Below are 13,665 nucleotides of genomic sequence, written 5' to 3' on the forward strand. Positions count from 1 at the left end.
CTCCTATTTTTTACCGATACGGACTCTGGGGTCCACCAAGCCGTAGGCAACATCGACAATCAGGTTACACAAAATCAGAAACATACCATAGAATACTGTCATGCCCAGAATGACCGAATAATCGCTGTTGCTGACAGACTCCACGTAATATTTCCCCATACCGGGAATCGCAAAAATGGATTCAACTACGAAGGTACCGGTCAACACCGATGCGACAGTCGGCCCCAGTATGGTAAGCACCGGCATAATGGCATTGCGGATTTGGTGACGAACAGTAATCCTTACGCCGGAAAGCCCCTTTGCCTTGGCCGTTTTTATGTAATCTTGAGATACGATTTCCAACATGCTGGAGCGCATAAGTTTGGAGACAGAAGCCAACGTATAAAAAGCCAGTGCCGTAGCCGGCAGTATCGTGTACTCCAACCCCTTATATTGTGCAACAGGTAAAAGCCCCCATTTTATTCCAAAGAAATATTGCAGGGCGGCACCCATAATAAAATCTGGTATGCTGGTGCCGATTATGGCTATTATGACACAGACAAAATCCAGTTTTTTCCCTCGATTTAGCGCCGCCAATATCCCAAGGACAATTCCAAAGGATAATGCCATCACCAAGGCACGGATTCCCAGGTCCGCCGAAAACGGAAAAGAGTCAAAAATAATATCATTCACCGTTTTGTTGGTATACTTCATAGAACGGCCAAAGTCGCCTTGAAGTAAATTTTTCATATAAGTGCCGTACTGCGCCACTAGGGGTTTATCAAAGCCATAATAGGCATTCAGATTTTCCTTAACGGTAGGCGTCATCTTCGGATCATTGAAAGGATCGCCAGGGATCAGACGTACCAGGAAGAAAACAACCGTAACCAACACAAACAACGTCACTATGGCGGCAAGCACACGCTTGAGTATATATTTTGCCATATAAGTCCCCCTTTTCACTGTGCAAACAGGTAAAACGGAAAAGAGGCCAAAGAAATAAAATCGTTTGGCCTCTCCCATGAGGGGAGGGAGATCGCTCTCCCTCCTAAAAACCTGAAATTATTCGGTAGGAGCGCAGTCTGCATAAATCGGGCAAATGTTGTAGCCGACAAAGTAGAAGTTGACACCGGTCACATCCTCATCCAACAGATAATGAGCCGTTCTCATCTGCAGCGGAATATTTGCTCCGTCTTCAATTAGCAAGGCTTCAGCCTTGGCCAGAATTTCCAGTCTGGCAGCCGGATCCGTCTCAGCAATGGACTGATCGATCAGAGCATCGAATTCCTTGCTCTTATAATTGGAATAGTTTCCGGTATTGCGGGAATCAAACAGGTACAGGTAGGTATAGGGATCTGCATAATCCGGACCCCATCCGCCGTAGCCAACCTGGAAGTCATGATTCGGATAGATCTGGGTATAAACTTCACCATAGGTCACCATATCGATTTCCACATGGATGCCCAGGCGAGTTTCCCACATTTCCTTGCAAACTTCAGCGACCCGCTTTACAGTCTCATTATCCCAAGAGTTGAAACGGATGGTGATCTCGCCGGCATCGGAAATACCAAGCTCGCTCATAGCGGCCTGTAGATACTCCTTCGCCTTGGTCTCATCGGCCTTCAGCGGGTAACCCTCAGGCTGTACGGTGTCGCCATAGGTGGTGCCGGCCTCAGCGCCGTCGCACATCGGCAGTACAATATTTCCCCAAGCACTATACACACCGTTGTTTACGAGAATATTGTAATCCTCACGGTCAATGGCATAAGACAGCGCAAGACGGAAGTTTTTGTTGCTGACATATTCTGCCTCGTTGTTAATGTAGATCCAATCCAAGTTACCGTTTACAAACGAACTGTGATTGGGAGCGCCCTCGTAATTCGGAACAGAAGCGCTGGGAATTAGCACATAGTCCAGCTCACCGGTCTCATACATGGAAAGCGCGGTGTCGCCGTTTTCGATCACAGACAGCTCTACCCGATCCAGTTTAATGTTGTCCGCATCCCAGTAGTTCTCATTCTTTTCAACTACGAATGCACGGTCAGCACTGGAAGTCATGATAAAAGGACCATAGTTGATCATCTTCTCTGCCGATCCAGCGTACTCCTGTCCATATTTCTCTACAACATCCTGGCGCTGCGGGAAAAACTGACAGCAGGATCCAATCAGGCTCAGAAAATAGCTCTGCGGATGGTCCAGTTCAATCACAACCGTCTTCTCGTCGGGAGCGCTAATCCCCAGTTCAGTCAGTGCCATCTCTCCGCCGGTAACTTCGGTGCCATTTTTGATCAGGCCCGACAAAATCCAGGCATACGGAGAAGCTGTGGCGGGATCTGCCAATCTATGGAAGGCAAAAACAAAATCGTTGGCGCTGACAGCTACTCCATCCGGCCATACGGCATCACGCAGATGGAAGGTGTAGGTAAGCCCATCATCAGAAACTTCCCATGTCTCCGCCAGTCCGGGCTGTAAGGTGCCGGCGTTGTTGCGGATCAGGCCTTCTCCGATCAGCTGCTGAAGCTCATTGTCGCCGATGGAGTTCGCCTTGCAGGAATCCAGCGTGGTGGGGTCCGTCATGGTAGAATAACGGAATACTTTCTTACCTGTGGTTTCTCCCCCCGCCGCAGTGGTCTCTCCGCCTGACGCAGTAGTCTCTCCGCTTGCTGCAGTGGTCTCTCCGCCTGCTGCAGAAGTTGCGGCCGCAGTGGTCTCTTGACCCGGAGTGGAGCAGCCAGCCATACTAAATGCCATGGCGGCAGCCAAGCCAAGGGCTAATACTTTTCTCATTTTCACACTTGTGTCCTCCCTTTTTTAACTTGTGAATGAATTTTCATTCTACCTCTGGTTACTATAAGAAACGCCTGCCAGGTGGCGTTCTTACCCCCTTTTCTGAACCATCGCCAGTTGATTAAAGCTCGATCAGCTCCTTGGGAGCTGAAATCAAGTTTTCAAATCCATCTTTTCTGATCAGGCCCTGATCCTCAATACGAATTCCGCCCCAGCCTGGAATATAGATGCCGGGCTCTACGGTCATCACATTGTTCTCGCGGACCATGTCCCCCGACTTCGGCCCCATAAAGGGCACTTCATGGACAAACATGCCCACCCCATGGCCAATTCCCGTATAATGATAAGGGAAATATTCCGTCCCCTCAATGACCTTCGTGGATTCAGAATAAGCATCGGCGGCCGATACCCCGTCTTTCAGGAAATCCTCCACGGATTGCACCATCTTCTGCTCCAGAGCGTAGACCTCTCTCTGACGGCTTGTCGCCCTGCCTACCACCACGGTCCGGGTCATATCTGACAGATAACCGTGATACTGACAGCCATAATCCATCAGCACCAAATCTCCGTACTCCACCGCTTTTTCAGAAGGAATCCCATGGAGCAGCGAAGTTCTCGCCCCGGAGATCAAAATATTGCCGTAGGGCTGCGTGTCCGCGCCCTCCATCACCATAAACAGGGAGAGCTTCGCCGCCAGCTCCTTTTCCGTCACTCCTACCCGGATCTCCTTGAGAATTTGTTCAAAAGCCCTGGAGGCAATTTCGCAGGCCGCTTTCAGGCAGTGGATTTCCTCCGGAGATTTGACCGAACGAAACTCTTCGATCACGCCCTCTGTGGGAACCAGCTCCGCGCGGATGTCCGCCTCCATCACCCGGTATTGGCTCACCGTCAGATGGGACGCCTCATAAGCCAGGTTAGAAAGACCTTCCTGATCCGTAAGGTGCGCCACCGCCTTCCCCAAAGAACCAAAGGGACGCCACTCGAAAATTTCATAGTCCGGGCATTCCTTAGATGCCTGCTCGGTGTACCGCGGATCCGTCAGAAAATACTTCTTTGACCGCGTGAACAGCAGATAAGAGTCCGCCCCGGTATAGTGGCTGACATAGTTGACATTGATGGGCTGGGTTACTAAAAATCCTTCCCACCCGTTTTTCTCCATCACTTCCCGTAAGCGTTTCATTCGATTTCTCCTCTCACCGCGGCTTCAATCTCCTCGATGGTCCGGGGAATCTTCACCGTCAAATTCTCACAGCCGTCCTCCGTCACCAGGCAATTGTCTTCCAGGCGGAATCCGATTCCCCACTCTTCGCAGTAAATCCCGATATCCACGCAGAACACCATTCCAGGAAGAACAGTCTCGGCCTCCACCAGGTCGTGGACGTCGTACCCCACATGATGAGCCCCGCCGTGCCAGATATAGCGGCCCGCCTCATCGTAGGAGCGGCAGAGTCCCAACTCCTTCAACTGGCCGAAATTATATTCCCGCGCCAGGCGGTCCACATTCGCCATCGGCATGCCGGGCCGGATGATCGAAAACATATGCTGGGAAGTGCGGTACGCGCAAGTGTACAGCTGGCGCTGCTTTTCACTGAACCGGCCGTTTGCCGGCCAACCGCGGGACACATCGTTGAACAGGTTGTCGTATTTGGCTCCCACATCGGCTAAAATCATATCGCCGTCTTGTACCTGTCCCATATATTCGTAGTAATGGATACAAAAATTATTCTTACCGGTAGAAACGATGCTGGGGAATGCTGGGGTCAACACGCCGTGCTGGGCCAACGCATAATCGAACTCGGCCTTCAGCTGATACTCATAAAGCCCTGGCCTTGAGGCCCGCATCATCGCCGTGATTCCCGCCCTTGTGATCTTCGCCGCTTCCCGGATCGCCGCAATCTCGCAGGGCGCTTTGATGGCCCGGAGCTGCCGGATCCGGCGGGAGAGATCGAAGAGCCTCAGATGAGGGTAGTTCTTTCGGACGGTCTTTGCCATCAAAAACGCCTCGGTATCCCGGTCGGCGGCATCAAATTTATAGAAATCCATGGCCAGTGTGTGAAAATGGCCGCTTCGGATCTTTTGATGAAAGTAGGAAGAAAATTCCTTCAGATACCGGATCTCTTCCACTCCGGAACACGCCGACGCTTCCTCCGGCTTCATCCGGACACCCGTCCAGCGCTCCTCCATAGGGTCCGGCGGCGGCAGGAAGATCTGTTCCTTCACCGAACCGCCTTCCTTTTCCGCCAGGAACAGAAAGCCTTCCCGGTCGATCCCGGTCAGGTACAGAAAATTCCGATCTCCGTAAAAGGGGTAATTTTCATCCTGGGTTTTCCTCGGCGCATGTCCGGAAAACAGTAAAAGAATCGTTCCGTCTTCCAGTGCCTGATAGAGTTGTTCTCTGTTACTCTGGTGAAAATCGCGGTTCATCGTATCTCCTCCCCTGGTGAAAACGGCGGGCGCCGAAACCTGAATTCAGATCTTCTGCTTCCCACGGTATTCTGAATATTGGAATATAGCAAGCTACAAATCTCATTGGAAACCTATAGTATAGACTATAGTTCATTTCTTGTCTGTTGTCAACAATTTACTAAATATTTTTTGTACTTTATAGCCAAAATCGAATTTGTTATTGTTCCTGCTGTATTGCCAGATTACTTCTCCTTGTTTTATATATAGAATCACAATATAATAAAGAGAATTATTCTCTATTATTTTGCAGAAACCACGCTTTTACATAATAAAAGCAACTTTTCTATTCGAATATCTTATTTGTTTAATCCAAAAAACATTTTAATTATAAATAGAAAGCGGGCCAGATTTATCTAGTTTTATGTGAGATGGGTCTCTGCTTCCGGGCACTCGCGACAAAAAATCCTCGGAATCCAATCCCGCGGATCATACCCGCTGCTTATGGAGGATAAGGCCAGGGTCCAGCCTTCGAAACCGCTGGCAGCCGTACGTGCACCCCTTCCATTCACAGTGGGATTGATTCCAATTTTCTGTTCCTGTCCATGCCTTATCTCATCTTTTTTCAGGAAACAAAAATCTGATCTCTTTTTTTCTTTAAATGTCCGTCTATTACAGATAAATTTCCGCCCATTGTAAATACACATATTTATTATAATCCGTTCGACATAATATAACAGATAATTTCAAAATATACTTTCCGAAGAATTAATTTTAACTTTTGCAAGATTAAATCACAGTTTTCCATTGACAAGCCAAGAAAAATAGAATACGGTATATAATATGGTCCCGATTGTTTGTATTAGACAAAATTCACACTTGTACTTGTTTCTTATACACAACAATCAGGACCATTCTGCATTGCCTGCCTCCGCTGCCAGGCCGATTTCGGAAGGGGGCTTCCGCGATTCAGAGAACGAAAAAGTGAGGAGGTACAAGTGTATGAGGGGAAAACGAAAACGCGTCGCATTGATTGTGTCGGTCTGTCTGATCATCACCACAATCCTGCCAGGCTTTTCCTACTCCATCCAAAATCAGCCGGAACTTACTCTTCCGGTTGAGAGTGCCGCGCCGGGAGAAAGTATGCCGCCCGAAACGGATCCAACCACCGGTTCCGAAACGGCAGGGACCTTAGGCAGCAGTCAGACCATGCCCTCGTCCGAGCCCGGAGCCACTGCGCAGGCAGAGAGCTCCGAAGCGGAAAATACTGCCGCGGAGACGACGGCCCCGGAAAGCTCCTTGGGCACGGCCGGACCGGAAAACACCGGATCCACGGAATCCAGTTCAGTCTCGGATGAAACGATTCTCTCCGGAGAATCCGTGCCGGACAGCCCCCAGTCTCTGGAGGCGGCCCTCTACAACTCCGATGGCAGCGGCCCCCAGGTCACCAAGGTGCGGGTGCTGAAAGAGCGCAACTACCTGGAAATCTATTGGGACCGGGAAGTGGAAGATTCCACCTCGATCGCCAGCTACAAACTGAAAAACGGAGAAACGGAACTGACTCTTCTGACCGGGAATTCCAACACGATGTATTTCAACGGATATGCCATGAGCAGCATCGGCTTCCGGGGAAGCATCGACGAAAGCCAGCCCATCACCCTGGAGATCACCGGCGAGATCAAGGATGCCGGCGGCAATCTGGCGGAGAAAAAAACTTATGAAGCAGTTTATGAAAATTACTATAAACAAAGCCTGACCACAGACACTGGAATCGTGGTGAAAGCCAGCGCCGATGTCCAATACTCCAGCCTTTTGGAAGCGAAAAAGCAGATCGACACTATGCTGGGAAAGACGGAGACCGGCATCGCGGCCCGTTTGGCTGAGTACGGCGCCTCCATGGCCCTCTACGGCCCTCATGAAAACGCTTACTTTGTGCCGGAGCACCGGTACGCCTGGGACCCGGATATGTACGAGGTGGAAGGCTACGGCGGCAACCAGTGGAACGACGGAGTCTCTTCCATCGCGGAGAAAAATGTGATCCGCGTGCTGGACGGGGAAAAAGCCAGCCAGACGAAATACCGGAATGAAAATATCCTGGTCCACGAATTCGGCCATTCTGTCAAATCCCTAGGGATGGATCTCCTGGCCGATAAATCGCTGTCGCAAGAATTTCAGGATCTGTACCGGAGCAGAAAGCGCGCCGGTATGTGGCCGAACACCTACGCCATCTCCAACTCCGATGAATTTTTTGCCACCATGTGCACCATCTGGTTCAGTGTGATGGCAGAAAAACCGGACTGGACCGACGGAGTCCGCAGCCCGATTAACACCAGAGAGGACCTGCTAAAATACGATCCGGAGACCTATGCCTTTTTTGCCAAGATCTTCCCGGATACTTTCCTGGAGTCTCCCTGGGATCCCTCCACAATCCCCAATGACTACGACGACGTGTTCGTGCCGTCCGCCATCGAGGAAGGAACCCACGACTATGGCGGGGACGCCTTTAAGATCCTGATCGACGGCGCAGACGGCAAGGAATACCATCTGGAGCAGTATCAGGGCGTCGTACTTTGGTGGAACTACGGGGATGAGGATATCAACAGCTGGACGCTGACTCGGACCGCGGACGGCTTCCGCATCACAACGCTTTCGGGCGACAAAGCCCTGGCCCCCACGGATGATTCCACCGTCGCCCTAACGGATGCGGATATCACCGATCAAAACCAGCTCTGGAACTTTGTCCCCGTCGAGGGAGAGGAAGGAAAACTGATCCATCTGGGAACCGGAAAAGCTCTTGGCCTCGCCGGCACAACGGCAAATGAAACGGCCCTGAAACTGGCCGATGAAGCGGACGCCCCCAGATGGCGGATCAAAAACCTGACCAAAGGCGCCGCCCTGATCCCCAAGGCAAGCCATGACTTTGACGGAACCTACTTCCGCGTGACCAGCGCGGCAGACGGCTCCAGCATCTGGGAAAACTGGGAAAACGGCAAAATCTGGATCACCGGCGACAGCGACCGCAACAGTTGGAAGATCGTCCCGGCCGGCGGCGGTTACGTGCGGATCTCCCCCAAGGAGAGCCCGGATATGGCGCTTGCACCGGAAAACAGCGGCACTGCAATCGGAACCAGAGTTCTGACGGTTGCCGGGGAGGAGTCCGATGAGACTCAGCTCTGGTCGGTCGCCGCAAAGGACGGCTCGCTGCGCTTTGTGAACAAAGCCTCTGGCCTCGCCATCGGCGTCAAAGACAATGATATGACCAGCGGAAACGTTCTGGTTCTGACGGAAGTCTCCGACAGCGTTTACCAGCTGTGGGATGTTGTAAATAAAACAACTTCCGCTAAATTGGCGCAGCCCGACATTCCAAACTATGCCGCACCAAAGAACATCGGGATCGACTCCATCCGCATGATCGAGGAGGACTATGTGGAGATCGTTTGGAGCGAGGATGTCTCCAATTCCACGCTCCCGGAGAACTATAAGATTACCATCAACGGGAAAGAAGTGGATATCGATCCGGACCGCTGCTTCTATTACCGCAAGATGACCAGCCTGGGCCTGAAAGAGCGTTTGGCCGACCCGAAGACAGCCACCGGCCGTCTGGAAATCACCGGCGACATTACCGCAGGCGGCGGCAAGGCGGAGAAGAAAGCATATGACTTTGCCTTTGATCCGTTCTACACCCAGTCCGTGACATCTCAGACCGGCATCGTCATAAGGTCCAGCAGCAATGTGCAGATGAGCACCCTGGAACTGACGGCAAAGACCATTGACTTCATGCTGTCAAAGCGGCCGGACATCGCCAAAAAGATGCTGGAAAACCACGCGGATATCGCGATCCACGGAACCGGGGAAAACGCTTACTACATTCCGGAGTACCGTGTTCAGACGGATCCGAACGTGAATCCGGCGGCCGGGCTCGGCGGAAATATGTCGCTGCCCACCTCCACGTTCGCAGAATCCGCCGTGATCAGCCATGGGGAAAATGTTCTGGTCCACGAATTCGGCCACGCGATCAAGGCTCTCGGCATCTCCCAGCTGGAAGACCAGTCCCTGATCCGCGAATACGAGGAAGCCTTCATCCATGCCAAACTGGCGGGACTCTGGCCCGATACCTACGCCATCTCCAATGCGGAGGAATTTTTTGCCTGCGTGTCCACCGTCTGGTTTGAGTGCGGAAGAGAATCGGAATCCGGCGGTACAGCCGGCCCGGTGAACCTGAAATCCGAACTTTTGATCTATGATCCACTGTCCTACGAGTTCTTCTCCAAGATTTACCCGGATGAGCGGCTCCCGGAAGGCTGCTGGAATTATACCGGCCGGAACGATTACCCGGTGACGGAAGCCCCGGATATCACGGAACCGGAACCGCCGGTGGATCCGGACGACGCCAATCTCCCGACGGAAGATTATGATCTGGATCAGCATTATTTTAAGATTTACAGCTACCTCGGCACCAATGTCGTCAACTACGAAGACGGCCAGGTCAATACCTGGTGGGACTTCTCCAATTCCGGCTATAACTATAACTTCGATACCCTTAGCTGGAAGTTGGAGCAGGTGGGCGACTACTACCGTTTCACCAGCAAGCTGGGAAATATGGCTTTGATGCCGGAAGGAAGCGGAACCGCACTTGGCACAAGGATTACCGCAGGGCCGGTGGATCAGACGGATGACAGCCAGCTTTGGCAGCTGGTCCGCGTGGAAGGTTATTTCTGCCAGCTGGTCAATAAGGCGTCTGGCTTAGCCCTGGGCACTCAGTATAACGCGCTGCCCGCAGACGGAACAATCCTGGAACTGGTGAAATACGCAAAGTCTCCCTCCTACAGCCAGCAGTGGCGCGTCCTTCGTCTGAAAGATCAGCCGGGCGACGCCAATCTCCATGACAATCTCTATGCGGTCCGCCCGCTGCGCATGGACTACAGCAAGCTGGAGGAAGCCGGAAAGACCGCTCTCGGCATCGACCGCAGCCTTTACACCAAAGACAGCCTGCGCACCCTAGATGAGGCGATGGCGCAGTATGATTCCGCTTTGGAAAACGGGCTTGCCCCTCAGGAACGGATCGACGCGATGGCGGCCGGCATCGAGAATGCGCTGGATGCGCTGAAACTCGTGGAAGTACCGGATGATCCTGGTGGGAAGCCGGTGACCTATACGCCGAAGGTGACGGTCCGCCTGACCGGCGGCAAGGCATCGAAATCGGAGACCTTCCGCTTTACGCTGGAAGCAGATGCGAAGAATCCAGAGGGCGGCGCAGTGCTTGGAAAAGCAACCGCAAGTATCACCGGAGCCGGAAGTGCGGAATTTGGAGGAATCTCGTTCCGCAAAGCAGGCGAATACCGCTTTATTATCCGCCAGGAAGCAGGAAAAGCCGGCGGATACACCTATGATACGAGCGTTTGGACCTTGAAGGTGACAGTTGCCGAGAATGATCTGGCTCTCAGCCTGGCCAAGGTGCTCTATGAGTCGAACAGCGGCGCGACCAAGGAATCGGCGGCGGAATTCACGAATCAATTCAAAAGCACCGTGATTCCTCCGACCACCGAAGATCCCGGCAAAGATAAAAATGCCAACAATACGGTCAAGACCGGCGATGAATCCACTCTTACTCTAGTAATCTTTACCATGGCGGCCGCCACGTCCGCAGCCGTATGGCTGGCTTTCAAAAAGGCAAAATATGGACGGGAAGAGTAAACAAAAGGAGGGGTTATATGAAAACGAATCGTTTCACAACAGCCTGCCTGGCACTCTTTGCTTCCGGCTTGCTCCTGATCGGATGCTCCGGCGACGAACCGGCAGAGAGTACGACTGCAGCCCCCACAGAGCCTCCCAGCGTGGAAAGTACTGCCTCCTCACCGGTGGACTATGTTCACTTAATCACAAATAGGGAAATTGAAATTGGAAGTTCCCAGGAAGTCACAAAAGAGATGGCCGGTCAGATGTTTACCGTCCAGGTAGACGGAAAAGCAGCAGATTTCGAGTACCTGTCCTACTTTGACGGCATGGTCAATCTGCGGCTGGCGGATCCGGTTTCAAACCCGGAGACGGCAAAGGTTTCCGTCACCGTCAACAGCAAGACCGAAGAGACTGCGAAATACGTCCCATTTTACACCCAAAGCAGGTATGCGGAAAACGTGGCCTTGCCGGTGTTGGGAAACGAAAACTCCGGAATGAATGAAACTTATGACTACAACTACGTTCTGGATTACTGCAACGGCGGCATGGGCCAGCTCCTGGGCCAGTCGGATTATACCGGTCTGGCCGCAGCCCAAAACGGGGTGACCATCGTGGTGGTCGGCTCGGACCAAAGCGTGTACATGGCGCCGGAATACCGCGAGCTTTACAATGAGGGCGACGCCAAAACCCGGCGGACCATCCCCGGCACCGCAGAAAAACCGATCATCGTCACAACGGCCGACGACGTGATGCGCCTTGATAGCACCGGCGCCATGGAGAGAAAAAAGAGCGGCCGTTTTGAGCTGATGCACGACTTTGCGCATTTGTTCTGGCAGTTGGGCGTCACGCCGGGATGGAAAAACTTCCCTCTGAGCATTGAGGATGACCCGGACGCCTACAACTATGTACAGCATCTCCAAAACGCCTACGACAATGCCAAGGCCAACAACCTGTGGCCGGGCACCAAGATGATGGAGAGCCCGGAAAGCTACTTTACCTATGGCACCATGGTATGGTTTGAAACCCTGCCGGAGTCGGAAGACGGAAGCTGGCAGCCGGAAGCGTTCCCCGTCAACACCCGGTCGGAACTGCGCGAGTACGACAACCAGCTGTATGGCGTGCTGGTGGAAGTCTACACCGAATTTAAGTATTTCTGCGGCATCGCCGATCAGTGCAACACTGCCGTGGACTCGGAAATCCGCCAGAACCAGCCCTGGTATAAACACAACCAGGCGGACAATTACGGCATTGACGGAAAAGCCTATGCGCCGCTGGAAATCGTGGAGGCAAATTTGATCTCCGCCAACCAAGTGGAAGTAATTTTCAACCGGGAAGTGCGGGATCTGGATGAACTTCGCACCGCCTCCAACTGGGAGATTGTCTGGGAGAAGGACGGAGAAACCATTGTATTCAAGGGGGATACGGGGGACACTGCCCTGACCTGTCAGCGATACCAATGGAAGACTCTCACGTTCCTTCTGGGCAACCCGGATTCCAGGGAAAACACCGTGAACGTAAGCACTGGTTCCATCGGTTCCAGCATCATGGGCTTTACCAAAAAGGACCTGAAGAATGCGCCGGAATGGCTTGCCTCTGATCCGGAGGTTGCGGTCAGCGAGACCGCATTGGAGAAGGGCGGCTATATCAATGTGGAGATGCAGATGAAGGAACGGGGCGCCGGGATCGACGGCAAGCTCACCGTGAAAGTGGTGGCAGGCGGCGGTCAGATGTGCGACTGGGCCGGAAACGCCCTCTCCGGCGATCGTTGGGAAGTGGCCTTTAAACCTTATCTTGGTCAGGCCTACCGCAGCAAGATAGCCGGTGTATACGTGTACGGCGACAACGATGTGCAGAAATCCTCTCTGGAGCTGGCAGGCGCTTATATCGACATCATCCTCTCCAATCAGACCGATGATCTCGGCCAGAGAATTGCCGACGGCATGGTGAAAAACAACCAGGGCGCCCAGATCATTGCCTACGGGCACCACGCCTACCAGCAGCCGGATATGCGGGACGCCTACGGCAACGACCTTTACATGCGGTATCTGTACGTAGAAGGATTCGGCGGCGGTATCTGCCAGACCACGGAAGCCAACCTGCGGCGGGATTACGCGTTCACCCGCTATAAAGGAGAATTCATCCTGGGCCACGAGTTTGCCCACACCATCCACAGCGCTTCCAAGACGTATGCGCCTGAAATCTACGACGAAATCGCAGCGGTTTACGAAGGCCGCGGCTACGACCGCACGGACGGCTCGACCCGCTGGCCGGAAGATTCCTACGCCGGCAGCAACAGCCAAGAGTATTTTGCCACCCTCAGCAACATCTGGCACGGCACCATGCGGGAATCCGCCAGCGGAGCCTGGGACGGCACCCTCTCTCCCATCAACACCCGCGAAGAGCTCTACCGCTATGACCCCAAGGGCTATGAACTGATGAAAAAATTCTATTTCAACGGAGATACCAACTTGACCGATGCCGACGGCAATGTGGTGGAGGCAGCCTCCACAGACGACGAAATTTTGAAGTGGGGTTCCACCTTCCCTGCCTCCCTGACGGAGGATTACCCGGAAGCCAAATGGATTCACTGGGCCGCAGCCAACCGGTATGATTTTAACCCGGCAGACCCGGAAGGTCCCGGCATCCCGCTGTCTGAGGAAAAGATCAATTATAACCCTTATTACGGCGAGCCGGAAGCATAAGAAGCATAAGCAAAAAACCGAGGCCCCTGCGCACTCCTATGCGCAAGGGCCTCGGCCCTTTATCCTGTCCCGCAACAAAATTACGCCGGATATTGTTTGCCGCTCTCCTCCGCCCCAT

6 protein-coding genes are annotated in these 13,665 nt (G+C 52.9%); 2 read left to right on the plus strand and 4 right to left on the minus strand.

Annotated features, from left to right (window positions below):
* Nucleotides 1–3: 3 nt before the first annotated feature.
* The 4 genes from MUB23_RS17660 to MUB23_RS17675 form a co-directional block, all read right to left on the minus strand.
* Complete coding sequence (locus MUB23_RS17660; protein WP_244802069.1) at nucleotides 4–924, minus strand: ABC transporter permease; 921 nt, start codon at nucleotides 922–924, stop codon at nucleotides 4–6.
* Nucleotides 925–1,041: 117 nt separating this feature from the next.
* Entirely contained in the window at nucleotides 1,042–2,766 is a 1,725-nt protein-coding gene (locus MUB23_RS17665) for a peptide ABC transporter substrate-binding protein (RefSeq protein WP_244802099.1), read from the minus strand.
* A gap of 121 nt (nucleotides 2,767–2,887) precedes the next feature.
* Nucleotides 2,888–3,946 (minus strand): M24 family metallopeptidase, encoded by a 1,059-nt coding sequence (locus MUB23_RS17670; protein ID WP_244802070.1) that lies wholly within the window; start codon nucleotides 3,944–3,946, stop codon nucleotides 2,888–2,890.
* On the minus strand, nucleotides 3,943–5,190 hold the full coding sequence (locus MUB23_RS17675; RefSeq protein WP_244802071.1) for a M24 family metallopeptidase: 1,248 nt from the start codon (nucleotides 5,188–5,190) through the stop codon (nucleotides 3,943–3,945). The genes MUB23_RS17670 and MUB23_RS17675 overlap by 4 nt, the downstream gene beginning before the upstream one ends.
* Before the next feature lie 981 nt (nucleotides 5,191–6,171).
* Between MUB23_RS17675 and MUB23_RS17680 the strand changes: the two genes are divergently transcribed.
* Both MUB23_RS17680 and MUB23_RS17685 read left to right on the plus strand, forming a co-directional pair.
* On the plus strand, nucleotides 6,172–10,863 hold the full coding sequence (locus tag MUB23_RS17680) for an RICIN domain-containing protein (protein ID WP_244802072.1): 4,692 nt from the start codon (nucleotides 6,172–6,174) through the stop codon (nucleotides 10,861–10,863).
* Between the two features lie 17 nt (nucleotides 10,864–10,880).
* On the plus strand, nucleotides 10,881–13,547 hold the full coding sequence (locus MUB23_RS17685) for a hypothetical protein (RefSeq protein WP_244802073.1): 2,667 nt from the start codon (nucleotides 10,881–10,883) through the stop codon (nucleotides 13,545–13,547).
* The last annotated feature ends 118 nt before the right edge of the window (nucleotides 13,548–13,665 follow it).

This window comes from Cuneatibacter sp. NSJ-177, assembly GCF_022867805.1.
Lineage (GTDB): Bacteria > Bacillota > Clostridia > Lachnospirales > Lachnospiraceae > Pseudolachnospira.